We start from the raw sequence: 25,354 nt of genomic DNA on the forward strand, positions 1-25,354 counted from the left end.
ATGGGGTCTAAAATGGAAGAGGGCGTCGGCAGTTCCGCTGGTGCCAACCCGACTGTCTAATCGACAAGAGGACACTCCGATGAAATATGTTGATGGTTTTGTAGTGGCGGTGCCAGCCGCCAATAAGGAGGCGTATCAAAAACTGGCCGCCGCGGCTGCACCGCTGTTTAAAGAATTTGGGGCTACGCGGATCGTCGAATGCTGGGGCACTGATGTTCCCGAGGGAAAACTCACCGACTTTCGCGGTGCGGTTAAGGCTGAAGCCGACGAAGTGGTGGTGTTCAGTTGGATCGAATATCCGTCAAAAGAGGTTCGCGATGAAGCCAACCAGAAGATGATGGCCGACCCGCGCATGAAAGCGTTCGGCGATCAAATGCCGTTTGACGGTAAACGTATGATCTTCGGCGGCTTCGAACCTATTTTGGACCAGTAGCGGAGGGGATATTGTGAAAATCACCCAACACCTGTGGTTTGAGAAAGATATGGAAGCGGCTTTGCGTTGCTATATCGGCTTGATCCCCGGCTCCTCTCTGACCTGGCAGTCCACCTTGCCGGCCGATACTCCCAGCGGCCCGGCCGGTAGCGTAAAACTGGCGTCTTTTACCCTTGGCGATCAGCGCTATGCAGCGATTGAGGCCGGTCCGTTGGATCCTTTCAATCACAGTTTTTCCATTATGGTCGAATGCGCCGATCAGGCAGAAGTAGACCGACTTTGGCAAGCACTGAGTGAGGGTGGCCAGGTTGAGCAGTGCGGTTGGCTGCGCGATCGCTGGGGACTGAGCTGGCAGATAGTGCCCAAGCGTTTGGCCGAGCTGATGAGTGATCCCGACAGTGCGAAGGTGCGCAGGGTCACCGAAGCGATGCTGCAGATGGTCAAACTGGATATCGCCGGGCTGGAGGCGGCGGCGCGCGATTAAGAATACGCGGGTTGATGCCCCGCAGTTTCTTCCTGGCTGCGGGGCGCTTAAGGTGATGCAGCATCACTCAAGGCGTCGAAGTAAGTGATAAATTGAAGTAAATCATCTTTTTGAATCAATCCTGCTCACGCAAGGCTGAATTATTATCATTTGTCAGCCTGGGCAAATCGCTGCACCCTAGGTATAACCTTTATGCAGCGCAGAGAACAACCATGGAAAAGACACAGATTCAGCAGTTGGTTACGCAATTCCCGCTGGTGCAGGAACTGATCGAGTTAAAACCTGTGACCTGGTTCAACCCACGAGCAACCAGTTTGCAGGTCGGGCTGCCGTTTGTTGGGCTCGGTGCCGCAGACGTGAGCGACGCAGAACAACGTCTGGCGCGTTTCGCCCCTTATCTGAGTGCCGCCTTTCCGGAAACCCGCGCCACAAATGGCGTGATTGAATCTGAAGTAGTCGCGCTTCACGCCATGCAAACTGCGCTCGACCAGCGTTATGGCTTGCCGCTGGCCGGCCGTTTGCTGTTGAAAAAGGACAGCCATCTACCTATCTCCGGTTCGATCAAGGCGCGCGGCGGTATTTACGAGGTGCTGGCGCATGCAGAGAAACTGGCGCTGGAGGCAGGGCTGCTGCAACTGACGGACGACTACGCCAAGCTGTTCTCGGCGGAATTTCGCGAATTCTTTGGCGGTTACCGCATTGCCGTCGGCTCGACCGGCAATCTGGGCATGTCGATTGGCATCATCAGCGCCCGGCTGGGGTTTAGTGTCAGCGTGCATATGTCGGCGGACGCCCGCGAATGGAAAAAACAGAAGCTGCGTGACAATGGCGTCAACGTGGTGGAATACGAGCAGGACTATGGCGTTGCCGTTGAACAGGGCCGTTTGCAGGCGGCGAGCGATCCTCGCTGTTTCTTTATCGATGACGAGAACTCCCAGACGCTGTTCCTGGGCTATGCCGTGGCCGGTGGCCGCCTGAAACGTCAGTTTGCCGAAAGTGGTGTCCAGGTCGATGCTCAGCACCCGTTGTTTGTGTATCTGCCTTGTGGCGTTGGCGGTGGGCCGGGCGGGGTGGCCTTTGGGCTTAAACTGGCCTTTGGCGACCACGTACACTGTATCTTTGCTGAACCGACGCATTCGCCTTGCATGCTGCTTGGCGTGCATACCGGCCTGCACGATGGTATCTCGGTACAGGATCTGGGCATTGATAACCAGACCGCGGCGGACGGATTGGCGGTGGGGCGCGCATCCGGTTTTGTCGGCCGGGCTATGGAGCGCCTGCTCTCCGGCTTTTACACCCTTAGCGATCGCGAGATGTTTGCCCTGCTGGGGCTGTTGGACAGCCATGAGCATATTCAGCTTGAACCATCAGCATTGGCGGGTATGCCGGGGCCGTGGCGCGTAACGGCTGACACTGAGTGGCTGGCGAGCCAGGGGCTGAATGCACAACAGATGAACAATGCCACCCACCTGGTGTGGGCGACCGGTGGCGGCATGGTGCCTGAGGCGGAGATGGCCAAGTACCTGGCCAGCGCACGCCAGTCGGTCTAATGGGTTAGCAGCGAAAGCTCCTGCGCGCCCTCGAGCAGGATCGGCAGTATGCGTTCGGTCAGTTCGCTTAGCGGGACATGGCCGGCCTGCACCCCGACGTTTAACGCGGCAGTGACGCCGCCGTTGACCGAGGTAATCGGTACCGCGATGGATCGCAGACCGATTTCCAACTCCTGATCGTTAATCGCGTAACCCTGAGCTCGAACCTTATCCAGTTCATCACGCAGTTTATCAATCGAACTGATGGTGTATTGCGTATAACGCATCAGGGTGATGCGTTGCAGGTAATCGTCACGCTTGTCTGTCGGTAAATGGCTCAACAACACCCGTCCCATAGAGGTGGCGAAGGCTGGCAAACGGCTGCCGATGTTCAAGTCTATGGTCATGATGCGTTCGGCAGAGGCTCGGGCAATATACAAAATATTGTCGCCGTCCAGCGTGGCGATAGAGCAGGACTCATTCAACAGCTGGCTGATATGTTTCAGTACCGGCTGGGTGGCTTTAGCCAGCGGCGTGGCACCGAGATAGGCATGGGCCAGCGTCAGGATCCGTGGGCGCAGTTCAAAGTTTTTGCCGTCCTGCGCGTAAACAAACCCCAGCTTGTTCAGGGTATACAGGCAACGACGCACCGCCGCGCGTGGAATGCCGGTTTTCTGGCTGATTTGTGAAATCGACATCAGACGACGCTGCGGAGTAAAAGCCTGGATCACCTCAAGGCCCCGGGCCAGCGAGGCCATAAAATTGGGGTCGCCTTTGAAGGGATCGCCGCTGGCGGCGGACACTAAGCTATCAGGTGCAGTCTTCTCTTCACCGACTGAGGTCTTGGTCATCGCAATCTCCCAAAAAGCCGTGTTTACCGCGCCAGATAGCGCAGAGTCGCCGCGACGGCCAACTGACGAATATGGCGAACCTGTTCTTCCGGTGTTTCATGGCTTTCAAACAGGGCATTGAAGGTGTACTGGTTGGCAACGTAGTGGAAACACAGGCTGCTGATCAAGCGATGCACGTCGGCTGCGCTGGCGTCCGGAGTGAACAGTTTTTCTTGCTTGCCGCGCTGCAATATATCTTCCAGCAGGGTCAATGCGCTTTGATTTAATGCCTTAATGCGTGATGACTGGCGGATATACTGGCCGCGCATCATGTTTTCCATGCAGATCACCCGGATGAAGTCGGGATGCTCCGCATGATAATTAAAGCTTTCCTCTACCAAATGAGTCATGGCGGCAACGGGCGCCAGGGCTTGCAATTCCAACCCGGTTTCGTGCGCGCGAATATGCTGATACACGTGTTCCAGCACCTCCAGGTACAGTAATTCCTTGGTCTTGAAATGATAAACCACCATGCGTTTGGTGGTGGCCGCGTGCTCGGCAATGTTTTCCATGCGGGCACCTTTCAGACCGGCCTCGGCGAACTCGGTCAGCGCCGCAGCGAAAATACGCTGTTTCAGCCCGACAGGGTCGTTTTTGCGTTTAGTCGCGGGGATATCATCATTGTTCAAAACATCAGTCACTTATCTTGGAGGAACACCGGTTAAGAGTAACTGGGGTCACCCGGTAATACAATCCGCTGCCGCTGCGCTTTTGTGAACGACGTCATATTGCTCACATGTAAACCCTGACGGCAATAACCGCAGGGTTGGGAAGATCGCTCTCACAATTTGACAACATTATTTTCCGCGGGTCTGGGGGCTATCCACGGGCAGTAAAGGGCATTTATGGCTCAATCTCAGCGTATTGTCTTGCCGGAAAAAGATGCAGTGGTTTTTTTGATTGTGAGAGAACGTACCATTGGGTTCAATCAGCGCCAGGTTATCGATAATCTCCGTTGCCGAGCCGCACGGGAGTTCTTACAGTAGAAGCCAGAATATTTAATCTCGGTTCGATTATCGAACATTGGCATTTATTGGCGTCTGTACCAAGGAAAAATTGTGGCTTCAAACGAAATTGATGTTCGAACGCTGATCAACGATCGCCCGATATGCGGTTACCAAAAACTGATTATTTTGCTGGGTTTTATCGTTATTGCGCTGGATGGCTTCGACATTACCCTGATGGGGTTTATTGCCCCTGAGCTGAAAAGCCAGTGGGGCGTCAGTAATCAGCAACTTGGCATGGTGATTAGCGCCGCACTGGTCGGCCTGACGATCGGTGCGCTGCTGGCCGGCCCACTGGCAGACTGGCTGGGGCGTAAAGTGATCATTATCAACAGCGTGTTCTTTTTTGGCCTCTGGACGCTGGTCACTGCGTTTTCGCACAATATTGATCAAATGATATTTTTCCGTTTTATGACCGGGTTGGGGCTGGGCGCGGCAATGCCGAACGTCGGCACTTTAATCTCCGAATATGCGCCGGAAAAGAAACGCTCTTTCATTATCACCGTGGTGTTTTGTGGCTTTACCTTCGGTGCGGCGCTGGGCGGATTCGCGGCGTCATGGGTTATTCCACAAATGGGCTGGCATGCGCTGCTGTTGCTCGGTGGCATACTGCCGCTGCTCAGCGTTCCGCTGTTGATCGCCAAACTGCCTGAGTCGGTGAGGTTTTTGGTGACCAGGCGAGCCAGCACTCAACGCATTGGCAAAATTGTGGAAAAGCTGGCACCGGGCAGTACCCATGCCGATACCCGTTATACACTGCCGCCGCTGGTGGCGCCCGGCAAGGGAGCCATGCAGATTGTGATCTCGCGGCAGTACCGTTTTGGCAGCCTGATGCTGTGGCTGGGCTATTTTATGGCGCTGTTTCTGGTTTATCTGCTGGGGAGTTGGCTGCCGACGCTGGTGAAAGGTATTGGCATGAGCGTGGCGCAGGCGGCGGTGATCACCGCGCTGTACCAGGCCGGCGGTACCTTCGGCTCGCTGTTCGCCGGCTGGCTGATGGATAGGGTCAATCCACACCGCGCGCTGGGCATGATCTACCTGCTGGGGGCGGGGCTGACATTGTTGATCGGCCTGGCGTCACACAGCAGCCTGATGCTCGGTGTGTTGGCACTGGCCTGTGGTTTTTGCCTGAACGGTGCCAATACAGGCATGAACGCGCTATCGGCACATTATTACCCGACTGAGGCGCGCGCTACGGGGTCTAGCTGGATGCACGGCGTTGGGCGTATTGGTGCCATCCTGAGTGCCTTTGCCGGCGCGGAAATGCTGGCGCTGGGCTGGGGGTTCGACCGCATTTTTGCCATTATCGCCATTCCGGCGTTGATCACTGCTTGTGCCATCTTTATCAAAGGTGCCAGAGGGTATAACCGTCAGGCGCAGTTGGCTACCCAGGAAACCGCCAAAGGTCTTTGAGTTCAATGGCTGAGGCGTTGCAATTGGACTTGATCGGCCTGCCGCGCCTGCTCGGCCAGTGAGGAAAACTGTGCCGGGCGATAGAATGTTTTGGGTGCCGGCAGGCGGCGCATATCGCTGCCTTTATGAATTTGCAGTTCTCCCAGATGGCTTAAGGTGAACCCGGCTATTTTCTCCGGCATGGTCAAGCGATACGGCGGCGCTTTTTCGAATGGCACGGCAGTAGGAATTCGGTTTTCACCAAGATAGTAATTGCGTTTCAGGACTAAAAACTTATCGGGCACCCGACGCTTGCTGTTCCACCAGTCGCCATCGACCTCACGGAATTGCCGTTCGGTTTCCGCCTCATTGACTGCCTCAAGGCCAATTAAAGCTTGTGAAAGCGCCTTATCCATCGCCAGGTTGTAGTTTTCCACTGAACCGGCATGTCCCTGCAAAATCACGTTTACCGCCAGCCTTGCCCCCAGCAAATTGGCGTAGAGATCTTCCGGTGAAAAAGCAGAAATTTCCTCGGAAAATCCGGCCACTGACTGGAAGCCGTACCACTGGGCAATTTCATGCCACTGCGCCAGTTGAAACGCCACATGCCCGGCCAGCCATGCCGCCAGATTATATCTGTCAGCCATCGATGCTGGAGGGGTAAAGGCGTAAAACTGAGCGCGTCTTAGCCCTAACTCCTCACTGTAAAACACACGCCACTCCCGCCCCAGTTTCGGATACAGACGGGTGAACAGATAAAAGGTGTTATCGGCGGTATCGCGAACATGGGCGATATCAATAAACCCGCCGCGTCGCGTATAGATAAGGCCGTTGGCTTCATCGCTCAGACCAACGATATTTTTCACCGCACCCAATGCACTGTCATTGTAGTGATGGTGACCTAGCGTGCTGAGTGAGAGCACGTTGCCAATTTGATAAACGGGAATCGGGATGCCGACCGCGCGCACCTGAAGGTTATAGCCAAAGGCACAGCAAGGGCGAAGTGATTCCGGGGGCGAAAGGTTTTGCGCGACCGGCCAAACGCGTCTTGCCTGCTCAAAGGGTAAAATGTCAGCCTTGCCCGGCTGCGCATCTGCAAAACCGGCGACAGCCAACGACAGGGCGAGAAAAAAAACACGCATTAAAAGGCCTCCGCGACCTGAAAATAAAATCCTGCGCTCTCGCGTCCCACGCCGAGATCGAGTCGCAAATTCATATTGGGTTTGATTTCAAAACGATACCCCGCCCCCAGAGTCGGCAGAATAGGGTGTTGTCCCATTTTATCCAGGCTGCTCCCCAGCGAGCCCGCGCCTAGCCAGAGTACGTAGCCGTGCCGCCAGTTTAATTTTTTGCGGTATTCGATTTGGCTGCTCACAACATCTTTATCACGGTAGCGCCCCTGATAATAACCGCGTAATCGGCGGTCATCACCGGCCTGCGAAAGACGATCCCAGGGCACATCTCCGCGGGCAAAACGTCCCCAGGCATCGAATGCCAGCACGTCATTCTCGTTGAGCGGAAAATAGTAATTGTATTGCAACTGCAGGGCAGTGAAATGCGTATCCGAGCCGAGCGACGGATCAAACAGGCTGTAGCTGGCGCTGGCATACTGCCCTTTTTTCGGCTGTGTGATGGCGTCGCGGGTGTCGTAATTGAGGGCGAAAGTGGCGCCAGAACTCTGTGGTGTGGTGGAGTCCGTATAGCGAGAGAAGGTATCGCCAGGCTGTGGATCATCAACTTTGGCATTCAGCGTGGAAAAGTCCCAGCCCACAACGGCATAAAGGTTATCGACCAGCCGATAAAAAACCTGCGGATGAACGCTAAACGAATCCTGAGTATATTTCTGGCTAGAGCCCTGCGCCGCATCATAGCCTACACCCCAGAACTCCGTTGGGATCTTGGCGACCGAACCTGTAACAAAGAGACGCCACTGATCATCGCTAAAGAAAGTGTAATTATTCAGGCCCAGCCCCAGGGCGCCGCTGGTGCTGACAAAACCGGTAAATGAGATGGACGAATTTTGCGTGACCTTATCGTTCGGATCGACCCGATAGAGACCGGCCGCCGCCGCCCCCAGACCCAATTTTAACTCAGGCGTATAAAAAGGGCCGGGCAACACCGTCCAGTTCACGCCTTTAGCCTGATTGTATTGATCGTCGGCTCCCATGGTGCCGAGAAACGTATCTATGGACTCACGCGTAAGCAGCTCCGCATGAATCGGGGCAATCAACAGGCTCAGTAGTCCACTCAGCAACCATACAGGGGTTTTCATTAGAATCGATATTCACCCGCCAGGAAAAAACTGTTTCGCTCATTGAAACCGACTTCGGCCAGGACGTTGAAGTTCTGTGTGAGTTCGTACTGTGCCCCAATCAGCGTATTCCACGGCGAGGAGAGATGCTGTTTGACATCAAAGCGCCCGGCGTTGTCCTTATTCACGGCGTTAATCAGTGGCTGAAGTTCTGCCGGCATATGCAGGTCCGAAATATTGCCTTTAAACTCCTGGTCCACATCCTGATACATACTGCCAATCCACAGGCTCAGATGGGAGGGGCCAGAGATGGCGGGCATGTCAAAGCGATAACCCACGCGTGGTGAAACCGTAATGGCTGAAATTTTTCCATCCAGAATGTCAAATTCCGTGCGGGTATAATTGGTGTCCACCAGTGCAAACCATTTCTCATAACCCCCTGCCAGGGTAAACCCGGTGCCCCAGGTGGTGCCTTTAAAGTCGAGAGCAAAATCAATATCCTGGAGGTCACCACTTTGATTAAGGCGATGTACCGCAGAGGCGATGATACGATCGATACCGGTGTATTTCGACGGATCGGCATCGACAGAAACCTGGGATAAAGATGACCCTCTGGTGTGCCCGACCAAACCATAAATGTTTAAAAACGGGAACACCCACATATCCAGCCTAAGGTTCTCGCTTTTGCTGCGCTGGCGAGTCTTCCCGACATCAATATTAAACAGATCGCTGGGGATCGGGTGATCGCCGAGTTTCAGACCGGAAAACGTAATGCTATCGACATTAATATTCTGGCGTATGTTCATGTAACTGAGATTGACGCCAAACGGCAGCGGAATGCTATAACCGCGAGCGCGGGCTTCATCCCCCCAGATAGGAAAGGTGCTGTCGCTTTGTTTTGAGTCGTTAGTGGCGGCCCCGATGGCGGCGCCCGATAAAAACAGCAGGGAAAAAACCACTCGTTTAGCGTAACGAAGTGAGAGGTTTTTGCCGCCTGCCGGGCAAAGCCCATGATTTTTCATTTTTTGGTTCTCCACGTTAGGCAAAGTGAGAGAAGGTCGGTATCCACCGACTTACAGCCCAGAGCCGACATTGAAATAGAGCGCCCGATCGCTATTGCTAAAGGCGACATCAATCCCGGTATGTAATCCAAATTTTCGCGCGATCAGGTAACGAAATCCGCCGCCCCACGCCACTTCAGTTTTATCGAAAAGCGATTGGGCATCGCGACTGGCGCTACCGGCACCAACAAAGCCTTGCACCACCCAGCGCGGTGTCACCTGCCACTCCAATTGAGTTTGCCCAACGGCGACGTAATCCCCCTGATAACGGTAGCTTGGGATGCCACGAAGTTTGATATAGGGCCGCGCCAGCGGGGTTAGATGGCTTTCATAATTCGATAATGACTGGTAGTTACCGGCGAGAGCCAGGGTGAAATCACGGCCCAGCGGATGGAAATATTTACCGTCCAAAGTCAGGGTGTCATAACGGTAATTACCGCCGAGAAAACCGGTATAAAACTGGTATTCCGCCGAGGCTGATAAGCCATGACGGGGGTAGAAAAAGTTGTCCGTGGTGTCATATTCCAGCACCAGACCCAGACCGGAACTGCTGCTGGACTCCCCCAGTACCCGTTGCAAAGCCTGGCTGATGACGGGGTTGTCGGCAGAAATCTTCGTCCTGGCATAAAACTGTGAACCGCCGACAAAGAAAGGCGTATCGGCAAGGCGGAACAGCAGTTTTTGCGTTCCGCCATAGCCTTTGGTTTGGGTGCTGACCCCATGACCGCCGCCGAACCCGGCAATATCACCGCTGTAAATATCCAGATTGATATCCGCGTAACCGACCGCCACCAGATAGCGAATAGCATCGTTATTCCAGGTGTGTCGATGTCCACCACCCACAAACCAGGTGCCATTTTGTGTTGCGCCACCGCCAAAAGCGCTGATTGCCGGTGGCGCGCTGTTTCTTCCTGAACGAGGCGGGGTATTTTGTTGGCCGGTGTCATGCAAAAACAGCCCAAATAAACCACCGCCATAACCCACGGCCGGTTCGGTGATCACCACCGGAACCGGTAAAAAACCGTAGCGGTTATCGCTCATGTACTCGCCCATATCCAGCATGCCGTCTTCCGCGTCTGTCATCCCTGCGGCCTGAACGGCAAAGGGGAAGGCAAGGCAGGAAGCCAGAGTCAGCAGGGCGCCCAATTTGGTCATGGCTGCTTATCCGGTTGCGCCGCCGGTGCGGCGTACCAATTCTCTCGAGCGACCATCACCGCATTTTCAGGCTGAAGCACGAAGTTCGGCGACATAATCTGGACGTTAAATTCGTTGAACACATCCTGGATATGGCTATGTAATTCGCTTTTAACGCTGGGCACAGATTCGCCGGCACCGAGCCTGACCTGCAATTCATAGGCGATGTACCAATCCATTAAATTGAGCTGACGAACAAGCGGGCGAACCCGGTTGTCGATACCTTTGGTGCGATTGGCCGCCAGTTCGAGCATGGCGTGCACCTGACGCCAGGGGGTGTCGTAACCAATCGTCACGCTGGTGGTGAGATTGATACCGTCGCCGGGGTTAAGGGCGCTGAGATTGGTGATTTTTCCACTGACAACCACTGCATTCGGTACGGTGACGATGTAACTTTCGCGGGTGAGGATTTTGGTGGCCAGCATCCCGACTTCGCTGACCAGACCTTCATTGTCACCAATCTTGATAAAGTCGCCTTTGCGCAGCGCACGTGAGTAAGTCAGTACCAATCCGCTCATGGCGTGATTCATCAATCCCGCCGAACCGAGGGTTAACATCAGCCCAAAGAAAACGCTGACGCCTTTAAATGCCAGAGAGTCGGCACCGGGTAAAAAGGGATAAGCGGCCGACAGGGCAAACAGCCACACCATCACCGAAATCAGTTTACGTGTGGCGCCCACCGTTTCGGGATGCAGGCCGGGTACCACCAATCTTCCACTTTCGACGCGTTTTAACAGTGCTTTGAGCAGTTTGAGAATGAAACCTGTCAGTAAAAAGATGATGGCGACAATCACCAGCCCAGGGAACGCGGAAACAATGGATAGGGTGATTTTTTGTATCACGCTGATAGACCAGTCACCCAGGGACTCGCCCCAAATGCGCGTCCACGGAAATAACCGAAACAGCCAGCTCAACCAGATATAAAGGGCGCCAATGCTCAGCAAAATCATCAGCAGGGCATACAAACGGGATTCAAACGCGCCGAGCAATACGCGCCAGCTTTGCGGGATCCATCCGCGCTTGAGCGCTATTTGGGTGGCATAGAACTTTTTAACCCGCTGCCAGGATTTAAACGCAGCGTAAAATACCAAAGCCAGTGCCAGGCTTCCGGCTGCGCTTTTCGCCACCGCAATGGCCAGATAGGTCGAAGAATATTGTTCCAGCAACGCAGTACGCTGGGCATTGAACCTGGCAAGTACTCGCTGTGAAGCCTGATCCAGCGTCAGGTCATCCCCTTCATCAAGATCCCCCTGCGTTAATAACATAAATGGCTTGCCGTTGATGGTAAACAGCCGTCCCTGCTGGTTATAACGTTTGATGACATGAACCTGTACCGGCTGGCGGATGTCTTCTTCGGTGAGAGAGCGCAGGGTGTTACGGATCCGCAGTACGCGTTCTTCTGGGGTGGTAAAACCAAACTTGGCCTGCAGCATGACGATCGGCTGATGAAAAATATAAAGCGTACGGGCTTTTTCTTGATCGGTGGCTAGTTGGCGCGGTTCCGCACCAAAGCACAGGGAAGAAATCAGAAATAACAGACAGCAAACAACGCCATTCACTTTTTTGCTCATGGTTACCTGCCCAGTCAGTAACTAATTGTTATTTTTTAGACTCATCCGTTTCAGCTTAGCTGAGAAGACTGCGCTTTCAAGGGACTCAAACCGGGCAAATATCGCTTCTGAGAACATAGGCAAAGTATGTTTCGTCGATGTTAATCAGATCACAGAACCCCAACGGCAGCATTCCGCGTAAAAACAAACTATCAAATTGATAATAAAAGCCTTCCTGTAATGCCGTTATTTTCTCGTTCGGTTATCGCACGCTAATTAATTTAACAATATTGAAACTTATGGTTGGCGATGCTTTGATGAATAGGCGATTAACGAACCAAGTTTCGATAATCGCACAAATGCGACTTTGCCAGGAGAACACCTGGCCGTTATCGCCGGGGTTATTTAACCTGGCCAACCCAGGAAGCGCGCTATGTCCCAGTCAAATACCATAGAAATTCAGTCATTTATTAATAACAGTCCCTTCTCCCGCTACCAGTGGCTGATTCTGGTCCTGTGTTTTCTTACCGTGGCGCTGGACGGCTTTGACACCGCGATTATCGGTTTTATCGCCACCTCACTGGTACAGGACTGGGGGATAGAGAAAACCTCGCTGGGGCCGGTGATGAGTGCGGCCCTGGTGGGGTTAGCCGTGGGAGCGCTCACCGCCGGCCCCCTGGCGGACCGCATTGGCCGCAAGAAGGTGCTGGTGCTATCGCTTGTCCTGTTCGGCGGTTTCAGCCTGTTGACGGCGTTCGCCACCACCTTGCCAATGCTCACATTGTTGCGTTTCCTAACCGGGCTGGGGCTGGGGGCGGCAATGCCGAACGCGGCCACCCTGATGTCTGAATATGCGCCGGAACGCAAGCGTGCGCTGCTGGTCAACCTGATGTTCTGCGGCTTCCCGCTCGGGTCGTCGATGGGCGGTTTCGTTTCCGCCTGGTTGATCCCGCATTTCGGTTGGCAGAGCGTGATGGTACTGGGCGGCGTGATGCCACTGTTATTGGCGGGGGTGCTGATTGTTGCACTGCCGGAATCCGCGCGTTTTATGGTGGTGCGGGGGTACCCGGCGCAGCGTATTGCCGCCGTGCTTAAGCGCATTGCGCCGCTCAATTTAACCGAACTGCCGCGTTTTAGCCTGATTGAAGAGGGCCAGGTGAAGGCCAAATCGGCGCTGGGGGTGATTTTCTCGCCGCGTTATCTGTTGGGTACCCTGATGCTGTGCCTGACCTACTTTATGGGCCTGATGATTTTCTATCTGCTGACCAGTTGGTTACCGCTGTTGATCCGTGAAACCGGAGCATCTATTCGTCAGGCGTCATTGATTACCGCGTTATTTCCTCTGGGCGGGGGCATTGGCGTGCTGATCATCGGTTGGTTGATGGATCGCATCAATCCGCACAAGGTGGTGGCGGTGGGCTATCTGCTAACCGGACTGTTCGTCTGCGCCATTGGCTATGTTTACACCGATCCGATCCTGATGGCGGTAACGGTATTTATCGCCGGTACCTGCATGAACGGCGCACAGTCCTCAATGCCGGCACTGGCCGCTGGTTTTTACCCCACGCAGGGACGGGCGACTGGGGTCGCCTGGATGCTGGGGCTGGGCCGTTTCGGCGGCATCCTGGGCGCCATGAGCGGCGGGGTGCTGATGCAAATGCAACTGTCATTCAGCACCATTTTCACCCTGCTGGCGATCCCGGCGCTGGTGGCGGCGCTGGCACTGATGATCAAACACTTTGCAGCCAGGGCGGCGGCATTGTCCGGCTCGCTCAACAAAGCTTTATAAGGAGATAACCATGCGTACACAAATAGCGATTATTGGCGCAGGCCCGGCCGGATTGATGCTGTCGCATCTGCTGCATTTGCAGGGCATTGAGTCGGTGGTATTGGAAACACGCGGCCAGCATGAGGTGGAATCCACCATTCGCGCCGGGGTGCTGGAACAGGGCACGGTCGATTTACTCAATCAAACCGGGCTGGGTGAGCGCATGCGCGCAGAGGGGGCGCAGCACCATGGCATCCGACTGGCTTTTGGCGGCCAACAGCACCGGATCGATCTGACCGAACTGACCGACCGGGCAATTACCGTCTATGCCCAGCACGAAGTGTTGAAAGATTTGATTGCCGCGCGACAGGCGGCGAACGGACAGCTCCATTTTGAAGTGGAACAGGTAGAACTCAAGGCGCTGGACAGTGAGCGACCGCAGGTGCATTACCGGCATCAGGGCGAGCAACGGCGAATTGACTGTGATTTTGTCATTGGCTGCGACGGTTTTCACGGCATTAGCCGGGCCGCGATGCCCGGCGGACTGCGACAGGACTATACCCGGATTTATCCCTTCGGCTGGTTCGGTATTTTGGTGGAGGCACCGCCGTCCAGCGATGAGCTAATCTACGCCCGACATTCGCGAGGCTTTGCGCTGATCAGCACCCGTTCGCCTGGCGTTCAGCGCATGTATTTCCAGTGCGATCCGGCGGAAAACGTTGAGCAATGGTCGGACGATCGCATCTGGAACGAGCTGGAGAGTCGACTGGAGAATCACGATGGCTGGTCGCTGAAAAAGGGCCGCATATTCCAGAAAAACGTGGTCGGCATGCGCAGCTTTGTTACCGAACCCATGCGCTGCAAACGCCTGTTGTTGGCAGGCGACTCGGCGCACATTGTGCCGCCGACTGGAGCGAAGGGACTGAATCTGGCGATGGCGGACGTTTGCCTGTTATCGCAGGCACTGGAGGCGTTCTACCGTCACAACAGCTGGCAACGGCTGGACAGCTACAGCGACGACGCCTTGCAACGCGTTTGGCGTGCGGAACATTTCTCCTGGTGGATGACCAACATGTTGCACACTCGCCATGACGACAGTGCTTTCCAGCAACGTTTACAGCTATCGGAGTTGCAATACACCGTGAAGTCGCGCAGCGCCATGACGGTGCTGGCGGAAAACTACGTCGGCTCACCGTTTCAGATGATGTGACCCGGGCGATATCACAAAAACCAATATATTCGCTCAATGTAACGATAATCGCCCAAAGAAGCGTTTATCGTTATTGACGCTACTGACCGTGCCGCGCCATCATCGGGAAATAGCTTTTTTGCCCGGAGGAACTATGGAATTACTGACGCCGCTGCTGCGGTCTTCAGCGGTGACCCCTTGCTTTAGCGATAACGCTACGTTGCAGGGGATGCTGGATTTCGAAGCGGCATTGGCCAATGCACAGGCCGGGTTGGGCATTATTCCTGCCGAAGCTGCGCAGCACATTAGCGAGGCTTGCCACAGCCATCTATTCGATGCCGGTGATCTGGCACAGGCAGCCGCGCAGGCGGGCAATTTGGCGATCCCATTGGTGAAGCAACTAACTATTCGGGTGGCGCAGCAAAATGCCGAGGCTGCACGCTACGTGCATTGGGGCGCAACCAGTCAGGACGCTATCGATACCGGGTTGATACTGCAACTGCGGCAAGCCATCGAACTGACGCACAGCGATTTGGCGCGGTTGATTTCGGCGTTGGTATCACAAATGACACGCCATCAGGATTGTGTGCTGGTCGGCCGCACCTGGATGCAGCACGCTTTGCCCACCACGCTGGGATTAAAACTGGCGGGCACCCTGGATGCCTTGTTGCGCTATCGGCAGCGGCTGGATGAAATGCGGCCCCGCGTATTGGCGCTGCAATTGGGTGGTGCCGCCGGCACTCTGGCTTCGCTGGGTGAGCAGGGAAGTCTCCTGGTAACGGCGTTAGCCGACAGGCTACAACTGACCGCCGCAAACACCCCCTGGCACAGCCAGCGCGATCGCCTGCTGGAGGTTGCCGGTTGGTATGCCGGATTGTGTGGCTCGCTGGGCAAACTGGCGCGTGATATTTCGTTACTGACACAGACCGAAGTGGCGGAAGTTGCTGAACCGGTGGCAACTGGGCGCGGTGGTTCTTCGACCATGCCACACAAACGTAATCCGGTAGCCTGCGCGGTGATCCTCGCGGCGGCCAATCGGGTGCCTGCGCTGGTTGGCGGGTTGTATGCCGCCATGGTGCAGGAGCATGAACGTGGCCTGGGCGGCTGGCATGCCGAATGGGAAAGCCTGCCGGAACTGGTGATGTTAACGGCGGGCGCCTTACACACCGCCGGCGATCTGATTGACGGGCTACAGGTGTTTCCTGCACAGATGGAATATAACCTGAAGTTAACTCAGGGTCTGATCATGGCCGAGGCGGTTACCATGGCGCTGGGCGAAGCGATTGGCCGCCAGCAAGCGCACCAACACATCGAAAAACAGTGCCATCAGGCGCTGGCACAACGGCTGACTCTGCTTGAGGTGTTGCTGGACGATCCGCTGGTTATGGCACATTTATCCGCTCAGCGGCTGACCGAACTGTTGGATCCCCAGCAGTATCTTGGCAGTGCCAGCGCCTTTACCCAGCGTGTGCTGGCGCAGGCTGCCGCCGCAACTTCAGGAGCAAATCAACATGAATGATGAACAACGTTACCAGCAGGGCATTGAGGTGCGCAGGGCGGTACTGGGTGACAGCCACGTCGATCGCAGCCTCAGTCAGCTCACCCCGTTAAATGAAGAGTTCCAGGATTTTATCAGTCGCTATGCCTGGGGGGAGATCTGGACCCGGCCGGGGCTGGCACGTCATACCCGCAGCCTGATCACCATAGCGATGCTGATCGCCCTTAACCGCGAAGCTGAACTGCGCATGCATTTGAAAGCGGCGGTGAACAACGGAGTGACTCGCGAGGAGATTAAAGAAGTGCTGATGCAAAGTGCGCTGTACTGCGGCCTGCCGGCGGCCAACTCGGCTTTTCATCTGGCGGCAGAAGTGTTTGCCGAGCAGGACCGGGAAGCCGACTAAACGGAGCGTGCCGCACCAGCGATGCCGCGTACTGTGGCGATAAAGGCCAGCACCGCCTCAGTCAATTCACCGTCGTTACGGGTCAGAATACCCACCGCTTCCTCCATCCCCTGAGTCGGCAGCGGCAGCGGGATCAACTGACCGGCGGCAATATCGGCCTTCACCGCGCTGGAGGGCACAAACCACAGATAGTCAAATTGCAGCGTCATCTGACGGGCCAGCGAAGCGGACAGCGTTTCTATATATTGGCCGGGCAAGTTGAAGCCCTGGGTCGAAAGCAGACTCTCGGTGTTGTGGCGCGGCACCGTGCCCTTCGGCGAGATAATGGCCGGATAATGCAGCGCGCGTTCCAGAGTGATGGTCTCACTCAACAGTGGATGGCCCGGCCGGGTCACCATCAGCAAGGACTCCAACAACAACAGTTCAAAAGCCAGCCCACTCATCATTTCCGGGTCGGCCATGCGGCCAATCGCCACGTCAATCTCACCTGCTTTTAGCTGCGCCAGTAACTCGGCATTTTTACCGGTAATTACCTGAATGCGTGAATGAGGGTGGGCCTGCTGAAACTGGCCGATGGACTGCGGCAGCATGCCCAGTGCGGTGGTCGGCAGTGCGCCGATACGCAGTACCCGCGCCGGTGCATCGTCGAGCCGGTCAAGCGCGTGCCCGGCGGCGGTCAACGCTTCCAGCACCCGCGTGGCATAGCCGAGGAACTGTTCTCCCTGTTCGGTCAGTCGGGTTCCCTGCCGGTTGCGCACCAGCAGACGGTTGCCGGTCAGCGCTTCGAGTTCGCTCAGCGTCTTTGACAGCGCGGGTTGGCTCAGGCTCAGCTTATCGGCGGCACGGCTCAGCGAACGTTCCTGCGCCACGGCAACAAAGCCGTTTATGTGGCGTAAACGCATGCGTTGGATGAATAAATTGGCTTTTTTCATCCCCCAGTGTAGGGAGTTTTTCCCCAGTCTAACAAGTGATGGCGGCCGCATTTTTGCACTGACGCCCAATTTTTTGCGGCCGCATACAGGCGGAGTTTACAGGTCGAAGAACACCGTTTCGCCTTCGCCCTGGATCACGATATCAAAACGATAGACCAGCTCTTCACCCCGGCGTTCTGGCTGGGCAATCAGCGTTTTACGCCGTACCTCAAGTTCGATCAGATTCAGTACCGGATCCTGCTGGTTGGCCGCCTCCTCATCGGCAAAATACAGCCGGGTGTGCAGGCCAATATTGATACCACGCGCGACAATCCACAGGTTAATGTGCGGTGCCATCATCCGCCCGTCACGACCACAAACGGCACCCGGCTTGATGGTTTCAAAGCGGTAGAGGCCGGTTTCAAAGTCGCTGCAGCTGCGGCCCCAACCCCGGAAGCCGGTATCCAGCGGCTTGTTTTGTTGCTGGTCGCCAGGGTGGTTGTAGCGGCCGTGACTATTGGCCTGCCAGATCTCTAACAGCACGTCGCGGATAAGGCTGCCGCTGCCGTCAAACACCCGGCCTTCCAGGATGATGCGCTGGCCTTGCGTGTCCGGCTGGGTCAGCACCTGGCCGAAGTTATTTTCAAAAATCTCAAAACCCGCGGCCAGAGGAGCGAGGCCAATGTGCACATAAGGCCCGGCGGTTTGTGACGGGGTTTCCGGTAAATAGTTTTGCGGCATCATGCTTTCCCCTGCAGACGATTTTCAAACAAGGTGGCGCGGTGGCCGCGTAACACCAGATCGAAACGGTAGGCCAGGCTGTCCAGCTGTACCGCGGCGGTTTTGTCCAGCCCGGCGATCAGCGAGCGCACCGCGTCGTCATTTTTGATGGCGCGAACGATGGGGCAACTGGCAATCAGCGGGTCGCCCTCAAAATACATTTGAGTGATCAGCCGTTGGGCGAAAGCGCTGCCGGAAAGCGAGAAGTGAATATGGGCAGGGCGCCAGTCATTGACCCGGTTGCGCCAGGGATAAGGGCCGGGCTTGATGGTGCGGAAAAAGTAATAGCCGTTTTCATCGGTCAATACCCGGCCGCAGCCGCCAAAATTGGGATCTATCGGGGCCAGATACTGATCCTTCTTGTGGCGGTAACGCCCACCGGCATTGGCTTGCCATACCTCGACCAGCGCATTGCGCATCGGCAAGCCGTTTTCATCACGAACGTAGCCGTGCACAATAATACGCTCGCCGATCGGCAAGCCTTGTTTGGCGTAGTTGAGGATCAGGTCGTTATCAAGTCGGCCGAGTTCGTGTTGGCCAAATACCGGGCCGGTGATCTCAGACAGGGAGTTTTGCAGGGATATCAGCGCATTTTTCGGTGAGCGCAGCACGCTGGTTTTATATTCCGGTGCCAGCACCGGCGGATGGCGATCGTAGTTACGTTGGTAGAGTTCATCTATCTGGCTCATGCGGAAATCCTCATGGCGTAGGCAGGGGGCAGAGGGCTGATCTGTTTTGGTTTAATGTCAGCACGAAGGGGAGAATAGCTTTCCCTATCCTGAGTCTCGCAAGCCAGAGTGTTACGATAAAGTGAAATTTAGCGGTGTTTTACATAACCTGAGGTTATGCAATGAGAGGGGGTCGCTTCTTTGCCAACCCCGAGAGTTTAAAGGAATGGATGCTTAACCGTCTTTGTGCCGACCATGATTGCTTGCCCGCCGACCCTGACACGGCTAATCCTCTGCTCTTGTGTATCAATCGTCACCTGGATCAGGGAAGAACATCCCATGGCCCGTCCTTGCTCTAACAGGAAATGCGTTTTGCCGGGCAGGAGATGATTGACCAGATAGCACCCCAGAGCGCCACTGGCACTGCCGGTTGCGGATTCTTCATCTATACCGTACAGCGGTGCAAAATTTCGACAGTGGGCGGTGATGGAGGTTTGGTGACTCAATTCAAATACGTGGAAACCAATGGCGTCGAATTGACGGCTCAGGTTTGCGATTGCTTCATAATCGGGTTGCAGCAGGTCTAGCTGGCCGGGTTGTACGGGGATAAGAATATCCGGTAATCCCGTTGAGACCACCGCAATGGGCAAGCCGGTCCCCGTAATCACCTCAGGGGGAACTCCGAGGGCAACGGCAACATCATCGACATCAGGCCCTTGCCGCGTAACAGGCAGAGCCTGATCCATAACGACACTGTGGGGGCTGACGGCCACACTCAGAATACCGGCTTTGGTTTTTTGCGTGTAATGGCCCGGTGCAAGCAGATAGAGCGAAGCCAGGGTGAAAAAAACGGCCAAGGTCGCGTGCCCGCAAAAATCAACTTCCCCTTCAGGGGTAAAAAAATCCACTTTGAAATCGGTATCTTCACCGACATGGACAAATGCGGTCTCGGAAAAACCCACCTGCCGCGCGATTGCTATTTTTTGCGCGACGCTCAGCTCGGGAGGATTGAGAACGACACCTGCGGGGTTACCGCCAGAATTATCTCTGGTAAATGAGTTGACAAGGTGCACCTGGACGTCGTGCTCAATCGAGCGAGTTACCTCACTTTGCATCTGTTACTCCCGCGTAATGGCTTGGTGAACCCTCTCATTCATCGAGGATCCCTTTCTTTTAACTTTAGGGATTGTTTCTACCATCTTTAGGGACTGAAAACCGATAAGATATTTGAATGTGCGGAAGTTTTAACAATAACACCATAAAAATGAGCCACAGGAATGTGGCTCATAATGGATTATTGGGCAGATGATTAAAGCTGTTCGCCGTTGCTGGCGATCACGGTGCGGTACCAGTCGAAGCTCTTCTTGCGTGAACGCTCCAGCGTGCCGGTGCCGTCGTCGTGTTTGTCGACGTAGATAAAGCCGTAGCGTTTGCCGTATTCACCGGTGGTGAAGGAAACGCAGTCGATGCAGCCCCACGGGGTGTAACCAAGCAGATCCACGCCGTCTTCGATCACCGCTTTTTTCATCTGTTCGATATGCGCACTCAGATAATCGATGCGGTAGTCATCGTTGATTTGACCGTCGGCCTCGACCTTGTCGAAGGCACCAAAGCCGTTCTCAACGATAAACAGCGGCTTCTGGTAGCGCTCGTACAGCACGTTCAACGAATAACGCAGGCCAACCGGGTCAATCTGCCAGCCCCAGTCGGAAGCTTTAACATGCGGGTTAGGCACATTGCCGGGGAAACCGAACATCGGGTCGCTGCTGCTCACCGCATCGGCCTGCAGGGCGTTGCTCATGTAGTAGCTGAAACCGATGTAATCCGCGCAGCCTTCACGCAGGGTTTGCTCGTCCTGTGGCTGCATTTCGATCTGCAAGCCCTTGCGCTGCCAGTCACGCAGCAGGTACGACGGATAGTAACCGCGCACCTGAACGTCGGTGTAGAGATAACGCTGGTGCATGGCTTCAACGCTGTACATCACGTCGTCCGGCTTGCAGGAGAACGGGTAGAAGGGCACGCAGGCCAGCATGCAGCCGATTTTGAACTCCGGGTTAATCTGGTGGCCCAGTTTCACCACCTGGGCGCTGGCGACGAACTGATGGTGCAACACCTGATACAGCGTTTGTTCCGGGTTTTGCTCTTCGCTGTACACCACGCCGGAGCAGCAGTAACCGAACAGCGGATATTGATAGTTGCTCTGGTTGTTGATCTCGTTAAAGGTCATCCAGTATTTCACTTTGTGCTGATAACGGCGCATGACCACTTCACTGAAACGCACAAAGAAATCGACCACTTGACGGTTTTTCCAGCCGCCATACTCTTTCACCAGGTGATAAGGCATTTCGAAGTGGGAAAGGGTGATCACCGGCTGGATATTGTATTTCAGTAGTTCATCGAACAGATCGTCATAGAATTGCAGACCGGCTTCGTTTGGCTCAAGTTCATCACCCTTAGGGAAGATGCGCGTCCAGGCAATAGAGGTACGGAAGCATTTGAAGCCCATCTCGGCGAACAGCGCGATATCCTGCTTGTAGCGACCATAGAAATCCACGGCCTCATGGTTAGGATAACGATAACCCTCCAGTACGCCATCGGTCATTACGCGATCCACGCCGTGCGCGCCACCTGACAGCACGTCAGCAATGCTTGGGCCTTTACCGCCCTGATCCCAGCCGCCTTCAACCTGGTGTGCGGCAACCGCGCCACCCCACAGAAAATCTTTCGGTAACTGTTGCTGTTTCATCGTTGGTTTCTCATTCGCTTATTAATGAAAGGTAATGAGAAGATATTAGCAAGCTGGAAGTGAATGTCACGATATAACAAAATAGCGTTCGGGTAACTTGTCACATTAAAAAAACAGCCTGTTTTATTTGGCGGCGTTAATATGGCCCAACCGTTTGCCGATGGTTTCGATAATGTAAATAACCGGGATCTGGGTGGTGATATTATGTTGCCCGGCGATCAGCTGTGGGGGAACGTGATAGGAGAGGTTGAAGTCCGCCATACGCGCCAGTGACGAGGTTTCGTTGTTGGTGATGCTGACGATCTTGCAGTGGTGCAGGCTGAACTGACTGGCGAGGCGCAGGATCTCTTCGGTTTCACCGGAAACCGAAAGTATAATCGCCACCGCGTTTTTATACATGTCGCTATTGATCGGATAATAAGGGTCATCAATATGGGTGCTGAACTTTCCCACGTTGGAAAAGAATCGCGCGCCATATTTACCCAATGTCCCTGAAGTACTGACGCCGACAAAAATAATGCGCTCGGCAGCGGCAATATGCTGCACCGCCTGGTCAAGCAGCTGATTAAATTCGTCGTTATTAATGCTCTTAAAGAAACTGATTATTTCGCTGGTGCCAAAATCTACCGGCGGCGCTTCGTTTTGCTCAAGATATAACTTAAAGCGAATACGGAATTCGGAATAACCCGCGCAGCCCATTTTCTTGCAAAAACGCAGCACGGTGGTGGTGGACACCCCGGCGGCCTCGGCCAGCTCGCGGATGGTCATATACATCACCGCGTTTTTGTTTTTGATGACGTAGTTATAAATCATCAACTCCAGCGTATTGAGTTCGGCAATGGCTTTATGGGTAAACATAGACCTATCCGGCGAGTAACAACAGACCTTAATCAGCGGGCTAACATAGCAAATTTTGCCGTTGCCCGCTCGTGGTTTTCGTTGTTATTCAGGCGCGTTTGGCCTTATCCAGCAGTGCATCATGTGCCGGCTCGCTGCCGGTCAGGTCGCATTCTCTCGGCAAGCGCCAGGCGATGATGCCGGCGATGATCAGCGATACCGCCAATGCGCAAACTGCGACGTTTTGACCATACAGGTAGATCATCACCCCCACCAGATAGGGCCCGCAGAAACCGCCCAGATTGCCCAGACCGTTAATCACACCGCGCGCGCCACCTGCCACCTCCGCCGAGGCGATACGGCCGGGCATTGACCAGAACGGGCTGGTTGCCGCCTTCAGGAAGAAACCGCAAACCACCAGGGCGATATAGGCCGCCACTACGTTATGGCGCAGCACCACCGATGCCAACAGCGCGGCGGCGAAGCAGAACAGGGAAACCATCACCCACAGGCGGCGCTTGCCGGTTTTATCGGTCAGCACCGAAATCAGGTAAATCCCCAGCAGGGTGGCGACGAACGGCAAAATGGCCAGGAAACCGACCGAGGCCATATTGCCACCGGTCAGGTTTTTCAGAATGGTCGGCAACCACAGGGTGTAACCATAGTCACCGGTCTGGTAGAAAAAGTTCAGCAGGACCAGCTTCATCAACCCTTTGTTGCGAAATACGTCTCTCAGTGGCGCATTGCTGACCGGCTGGGTTCTGCTGCGAGCCTGACGTTCGCGTGTCAGTTCTGTTATCAGATACTCGCGCTCACGGGCCGGTAACCAGCGTGCTTCCTGCGGCCGATCGCTGATTAACAGCCACCAGACGGCCAACACCACCAGTGACAGCAAACCTTCGAGGATAAACAGCCAGCGCCAGTCGAGCTGGTTAATGATGGCGCCAGAAATGGGGGCGGTGAGCATGCCACCCAGCGGGGCGAACATCATGACGAAGGCGTTGGCGCGGCCCAGTTCTTTTTCCGGGAACCAGTTGCTGATCATGGTCAGCACCACCGGCAACATCCCCCCTTCGGAAATCCCCAACACAAAGCGCAAGATCAGCAGCTGATAGTGATTAGTGACAAAACCGGTCGCCACCGAAACCACCGCCCAGGCACACAGTGACCAGGCGATAAAACGTTTGCCGCTGCCGTTAACCGCAATGCGCCCGCCGGGAACCTGCAAAAACAGATAGCCGATAAAGAAGATGCCGCTGGCCAAACCGGCCATCTGGCTGGTGATGCCCAAATCACTTTCCATCCCGCCGGGCAGGGCAAAACTGATATTGACCCGGTCCATAAAGGAAATAATGCAGGCGATCAGGATCGGGGCAATAACCCGCAGCCAGCGGGTGTTGGGTATTTTATTATCCATGGCGATCTCTCTTTATAAGGCGCAGGGAGAACCTCTCAATTCAATAAAGAGGTTCTGTGGTACGGCGATAATAAATTCGAAAGAAACGGCTTAATTACTCAATGGCGTGGGGCAACGGCGCCTGGTTGAAAAAGGCTTCAACGTTGGTAAATACGATGTCGCTCATTTTTTGCCGGGTTTCCTGAGTGGCACTGGCAATATGCGGCTGCAGCACGACATTATCCATGGCGATCAGCTCGGCAGGCACCTGCGGTTCGTGGGCATAGACGTCCAGCCCGGCACCGGCAATGTCACCGTTTTGCAACGCGGCGATCAGGTCCTTTTCGTTGACGATGCTGCCACGGGCAATGTTGATCACCAGCGCATGCGTCGGCAAGGCATCAAATACGGTCTTGTCCACCAGGCCTGCGCTGTCCTTGCCACCGGAGATGGCGATCACCAGAAAATCGCTTTCCCGCGCCAGCGCCAGCAAGTCCGGGTAATAAGCATAGGGCAGCGTGCTGTCCTGTTGGTGGCTGGCATATTGGATGCGCATGTTGAAACCGGCTGCGCGTTGGGCGATGGCGCGGCCAATGTTGCCCATGCCAAAAATCCCCAGTCGCTTACCGCTGACCTGCACCGATAAACCCGGTGCCTGCTGCAGCCAGTGCCCGTCACGGACAAAGCGGTCATTGAGGCAAAGCTGGCGGGCGGTCGCCAGCAGCAATCCCAGCGCCATATCCGCCACGTCTTCGGTCAATGCGCCGGAGGTGATGGTTACCGCGATGTCGCGTTGACGGGTGTAGCTCAGGTCAATGGCGTCGGTACCAACGCCGAATACTGCTATCAGGCCTAGCCGGGGCAGTTGTTCGAGAACTGGCGTGGCGACGCCGACATCTCCACGGGTGATAATCGCGTGGAAGGTCTCACCCTTGGCGGCCAGAAAAGCGACCGGGTCGGCCTGCTCATACAGCCGATGTACCACAAAGTTGGCTTCCAGGCGGGCCTGCAGGTTTTCCATCACTGGGGCAATTAACAGCACTTCATTGGGGGTAGCGGTCGTCATGGTGTCACCTGTTTAAATAGCGTTAATGCGTTATGGCTATCAAAGCGGTTTTCCGCAGGCGGTTTTGCGACAGATATCACGCTGAAGGATGTTAAAAAAGGGTGTTACCCGGAATGTGATCGACGGGGTAAAAGCGGTAACAGCAAGCCGTAACATGGTAGAGCGAAAGGTAAAACTTTCGTATTCGGATTAGTGAATACGATTACGGACATCTATCAGAATTTAATAATAAATACCCACTTTTCGGTAAAGCAATTTGCGCTACATCACCTTAACATTGCCAAGTCTTTTAATGATTATAATT

The 25,354-nt window shown here is 55.0% G+C and carries 23 protein-coding genes; 8 read left to right on the forward strand and 15 right to left on the reverse strand.

The features are described 5' to 3' along the window. The first annotated feature begins 79 nt into the window (after positions 1 to 79). The 3 genes from FCL49_RS01970 to FCL49_RS01980 all read left to right on the forward strand — a co-directional run bounded on the left by FCL49_RS01970 (position 80) and on the right by FCL49_RS01980 (position 2,467). Positions 80 to 433 carry a DUF1428 domain-containing protein gene (locus FCL49_RS01970; protein WP_174352191.1) on the forward strand — a complete coding sequence of 118 codons (354 nt, stop codon included), beginning with the start codon at positions 80 to 82 and terminating at the stop codon, positions 431 to 433. 13 nt (positions 434 to 446) lie between these two features. Beyond that, on the forward strand, positions 447 to 917 hold the full coding sequence (locus FCL49_RS01975) for a VOC family protein (protein ID WP_174352192.1): 471 nt from the start codon (positions 447 to 449) through the stop codon (positions 915 to 917). Between the two features lie 212 nt (positions 918 to 1,129). Next, positions 1,130 to 2,467 carry a D-serine ammonia-lyase gene (locus FCL49_RS01980; RefSeq protein ID WP_174352193.1) on the forward strand — a complete coding sequence of 446 codons (1,338 nt, stop codon included), beginning with the start codon at positions 1,130 to 1,132 and terminating at the stop codon, positions 2,465 to 2,467. Here the strand turns inward: FCL49_RS01980 and FCL49_RS01985 are convergent. Both FCL49_RS01985 and FCL49_RS01990 read right to left on the reverse strand, forming a co-directional pair. Then, positions 2,464 to 3,297, reverse strand: a complete 834-nt coding sequence (locus tag FCL49_RS01985) for an IclR family transcriptional regulator domain-containing protein (protein ID WP_174352194.1) — start codon at positions 3,295 to 3,297, stop codon at positions 2,464 to 2,466. The genes FCL49_RS01980 and FCL49_RS01985 overlap by 4 nt on opposite strands. Before the next feature lie 23 nt (positions 3,298 to 3,320). Further along, positions 3,321 to 3,965 (reverse strand): TetR family transcriptional regulator, encoded by a 645-nt coding sequence (locus FCL49_RS01990; protein ID WP_174352195.1) that lies wholly within the window; start codon positions 3,963 to 3,965, stop codon positions 3,321 to 3,323. A gap of 426 nt (positions 3,966 to 4,391) precedes the next feature. On the opposite strand from FCL49_RS01990, the gene FCL49_RS01995 reads away from it, so the two are divergent. After that, a complete protein-coding gene (locus FCL49_RS01995; RefSeq protein ID WP_438827229.1) occupies positions 4,392 to 5,753 on the forward strand; it encodes an MFS transporter in 1,362 nt (453 codons plus the stop codon). A gap of 2 nt (positions 5,754 to 5,755) precedes the next feature. Here FCL49_RS01995 and FCL49_RS02000 read toward each other — a convergent pair whose 3' ends face one another. Genes FCL49_RS02000 through FCL49_RS02020 form a run of 5 tightly spaced genes read right to left on the reverse strand, consistent with a single transcriptional unit; the run spans position 5,756 to position 11,809 of the window. Then, positions 5,756 to 6,874, reverse strand: coding sequence for a DUF4056 domain-containing protein (locus tag FCL49_RS02000; protein WP_174352197.1), 1,119 nt, complete (start codon positions 6,872 to 6,874; stop codon positions 5,756 to 5,758). Beyond that, entirely contained in the window at positions 6,874 to 8,004 is a 1,131-nt protein-coding gene (locus FCL49_RS02005) for a BamA/TamA family outer membrane protein (RefSeq protein WP_174352198.1), read from the reverse strand. Before FCL49_RS02005 ends, FCL49_RS02000 begins: the two co-directional genes overlap by 1 nt. Further along, positions 8,004 to 9,020, reverse strand: a complete 1,017-nt coding sequence (locus tag FCL49_RS02010) for a hypothetical protein (RefSeq protein ID WP_410001289.1) — start codon at positions 9,018 to 9,020, stop codon at positions 8,004 to 8,006. The genes FCL49_RS02005 and FCL49_RS02010 overlap by 1 nt, the downstream gene beginning before the upstream one ends. Positions 9,021 to 9,056: 36 nt before the next feature. Beyond that, entirely contained in the window at positions 9,057 to 10,199 is a 1,143-nt protein-coding gene (locus FCL49_RS02015) for a BamA/TamA family outer membrane protein (protein WP_254611029.1), read from the reverse strand. Then, positions 10,196 to 11,809, reverse strand: coding sequence for a mechanosensitive ion channel family protein (locus FCL49_RS02020; RefSeq protein WP_174352199.1), 1,614 nt, complete (start codon positions 11,807 to 11,809; stop codon positions 10,196 to 10,198). The genes FCL49_RS02015 and FCL49_RS02020 overlap by 4 nt, the downstream gene beginning before the upstream one ends. Positions 11,810 to 12,221: 412 nt before the next feature. Between FCL49_RS02020 and FCL49_RS02025 the strand changes: the two genes are divergently transcribed. The 4 genes from FCL49_RS02025 to pcaC all read left to right on the forward strand — a co-directional run bounded on the left by FCL49_RS02025 (position 12,222) and on the right by pcaC (position 16,646). Then, positions 12,222 to 13,577 carry an MFS transporter gene (locus tag FCL49_RS02025; RefSeq protein ID WP_174352200.1) on the forward strand — a complete coding sequence of 452 codons (1,356 nt, stop codon included), beginning with the start codon at positions 12,222 to 12,224 and terminating at the stop codon, positions 13,575 to 13,577. Positions 13,578 to 13,587: 10 nt separating this feature from the next. Next, complete coding sequence (locus tag FCL49_RS02030) at positions 13,588 to 14,766, forward strand: 4-hydroxybenzoate 3-monooxygenase (protein WP_174352201.1); 1,179 nt, start codon at positions 13,588 to 13,590, stop codon at positions 14,764 to 14,766. A 133-nt stretch (positions 14,767 to 14,899) separates the two neighbouring features. Further along, positions 14,900 to 16,264, forward strand: coding sequence for a 3-carboxy-cis,cis-muconate cycloisomerase (locus tag FCL49_RS02035; RefSeq protein WP_174352202.1), 1,365 nt, complete (start codon positions 14,900 to 14,902; stop codon positions 16,262 to 16,264). Beyond that, complete coding sequence (gene pcaC, locus FCL49_RS02040) at positions 16,257 to 16,646, forward strand: 4-carboxymuconolactone decarboxylase (protein ID WP_174352203.1); 390 nt, start codon at positions 16,257 to 16,259, stop codon at positions 16,644 to 16,646. The genes FCL49_RS02035 and pcaC overlap by 8 nt, the downstream gene beginning before the upstream one ends. Here the strand turns inward: pcaC and FCL49_RS02045 are convergent. The 8 genes from FCL49_RS02045 to FCL49_RS02080 all read right to left on the reverse strand — a co-directional run bounded on the left by FCL49_RS02045 (position 16,643) and on the right by FCL49_RS02080 (position 25,050). Beyond that, on the reverse strand, positions 16,643 to 17,578 hold the full coding sequence (locus tag FCL49_RS02045; RefSeq protein WP_174352204.1) for a LysR substrate-binding domain-containing protein: 936 nt from the start codon (positions 17,576 to 17,578) through the stop codon (positions 16,643 to 16,645). The genes pcaC and FCL49_RS02045 overlap by 4 nt on opposite strands. Positions 17,579 to 17,674: 96 nt before the next feature. Then, complete coding sequence (pcaG, locus tag FCL49_RS02050; RefSeq protein WP_174353436.1) at positions 17,675 to 18,298, reverse strand: protocatechuate 3,4-dioxygenase subunit alpha; 624 nt, start codon at positions 18,296 to 18,298, stop codon at positions 17,675 to 17,677. Further along, positions 18,298 to 19,026 (reverse strand): protocatechuate 3,4-dioxygenase subunit beta, encoded by a 729-nt coding sequence (pcaH, locus tag FCL49_RS02055; RefSeq protein ID WP_174352205.1) that lies wholly within the window; start codon positions 19,024 to 19,026, stop codon positions 18,298 to 18,300. Before pcaH ends, pcaG begins: the two co-directional genes overlap by 1 nt. A 197-nt stretch (positions 19,027 to 19,223) precedes the next feature. Next, entirely contained in the window at positions 19,224 to 20,120 is an 897-nt protein-coding gene (locus tag FCL49_RS02060) for a PhzF family phenazine biosynthesis protein (protein ID WP_174352206.1), read from the reverse strand. A 194-nt stretch (positions 20,121 to 20,314) separates the two neighbouring features. Then, positions 20,315 to 21,751 carry a 6-phospho-beta-glucosidase gene (locus tag FCL49_RS02065; RefSeq protein WP_174352207.1) on the reverse strand — a complete coding sequence of 479 codons (1,437 nt, stop codon included), beginning with the start codon at positions 21,749 to 21,751 and terminating at the stop codon, positions 20,315 to 20,317. Positions 21,752 to 21,874: 123 nt separating this feature from the next. Beyond that, on the reverse strand, positions 21,875 to 22,609 hold the full coding sequence (locus FCL49_RS02070) for a MurR/RpiR family transcriptional regulator (protein ID WP_174352208.1): 735 nt from the start codon (positions 22,607 to 22,609) through the stop codon (positions 21,875 to 21,877). Between the two features lie 88 nt (positions 22,610 to 22,697). Continuing rightward, a complete protein-coding gene (locus tag FCL49_RS02075; RefSeq protein ID WP_174352209.1) occupies positions 22,698 to 24,005 on the reverse strand; it encodes an MFS transporter in 1,308 nt (435 codons plus the stop codon). 94 nt (positions 24,006 to 24,099) lie between these two features. Then, positions 24,100 to 25,050 carry a 2-hydroxyacid dehydrogenase gene (locus tag FCL49_RS02080; RefSeq protein WP_174352210.1) on the reverse strand — a complete coding sequence of 317 codons (951 nt, stop codon included), beginning with the start codon at positions 25,048 to 25,050 and terminating at the stop codon, positions 24,100 to 24,102. Positions 25,051 to 25,354 lie beyond the last annotated feature (304 nt).

This window comes from Serratia proteamaculans (assembly GCF_013337185.1).
Lineage (GTDB): Bacteria > Pseudomonadota > Gammaproteobacteria > Enterobacterales > Enterobacteriaceae > Serratia > Serratia proteamaculans_D.

Bases quoted from the DNA above. Each gene is read 5' to 3' on its own strand.
- FCL49_RS01970 (WP_174352191.1), top strand. From the start codon at position 80: ATGAAATATGTTGATGGTTTTGTAGTGGCGGTGCCAGCCGCCAATAAG.
- FCL49_RS01980 (WP_174352193.1), top strand. From the start codon at position 1,130: ATGGAAAAGACACAGATTCAGCAGTTGGTTACGCAATTCCCGCTGGTG.
- FCL49_RS01985 (WP_174352194.1), bottom strand. From the start codon at position 3,297: ATGACCAAGACCTCAGTCGGTGAAGAGAAGACTGCACCTGATAGCTTA.
- FCL49_RS02000 (WP_174352197.1), bottom strand. From the start codon at position 6,874: ATGCGTGTTTTTTTTCTCGCCCTGTCGTTGGCTGTCGCCGGTTTTGCA.
- FCL49_RS02005 (WP_174352198.1), bottom strand. From the start codon at position 8,004: ATGAAAACCCCTGTATGGTTGCTGAGTGGACTACTGAGCCTGTTGATT.
- FCL49_RS02015 (WP_254611029.1), bottom strand. From the start codon at position 10,199: ATGACCAAATTGGGCGCCCTGCTGACTCTGGCTTCCTGCCTTGCCTTC.
- FCL49_RS02020 (WP_174352199.1), bottom strand. From the start codon at position 11,809: ATGAGCAAAAAAGTGAATGGCGTTGTTTGCTGTCTGTTATTTCTGATT.
- FCL49_RS02025 (WP_174352200.1), top strand. From the start codon at position 12,222: ATGTCCCAGTCAAATACCATAGAAATTCAGTCATTTATTAATAACAGT.
- FCL49_RS02030 (WP_174352201.1), top strand. From the start codon at position 13,588: ATGCGTACACAAATAGCGATTATTGGCGCAGGCCCGGCCGGATTGATG.
- FCL49_RS02035 (WP_174352202.1), top strand. From the start codon at position 14,900: ATGGAATTACTGACGCCGCTGCTGCGGTCTTCAGCGGTGACCCCTTGC.
- pcaC (WP_174352203.1), top strand. From the start codon at position 16,257: ATGAATGATGAACAACGTTACCAGCAGGGCATTGAGGTGCGCAGGGCG.
- FCL49_RS02045 (WP_174352204.1), bottom strand. From the start codon at position 17,578: ATGAAAAAAGCCAATTTATTCATCCAACGCATGCGTTTACGCCACATA.
- pcaG (WP_174353436.1), bottom strand. From the start codon at position 18,298: ATGCCGCAAAACTATTTACCGGAAACCCCGTCACAAACCGCCGGGCCT.
- pcaH (WP_174352205.1), bottom strand. From the start codon at position 19,026: ATGAGCCAGATAGATGAACTCTACCAACGTAACTACGATCGCCATCCG.
- FCL49_RS02060 (WP_174352206.1), bottom strand. From the start codon at position 20,120: ATGCAAAGTGAGGTAACTCGCTCGATTGAGCACGACGTCCAGGTGCAC.
- FCL49_RS02065 (WP_174352207.1), bottom strand. From the start codon at position 21,751: ATGAAACAGCAACAGTTACCGAAAGATTTTCTGTGGGGTGGCGCGGTT.
- FCL49_RS02070 (WP_174352208.1), bottom strand. From the start codon at position 22,609: ATGTTTACCCATAAAGCCATTGCCGAACTCAATACGCTGGAGTTGATG.
- FCL49_RS02075 (WP_174352209.1), bottom strand. From the start codon at position 24,005: ATGGATAATAAAATACCCAACACCCGCTGGCTGCGGGTTATTGCCCCG.
- FCL49_RS02080 (WP_174352210.1), bottom strand. From the start codon at position 25,050: ATGACGACCGCTACCCCCAATGAAGTGCTGTTAATTGCCCCAGTGATG.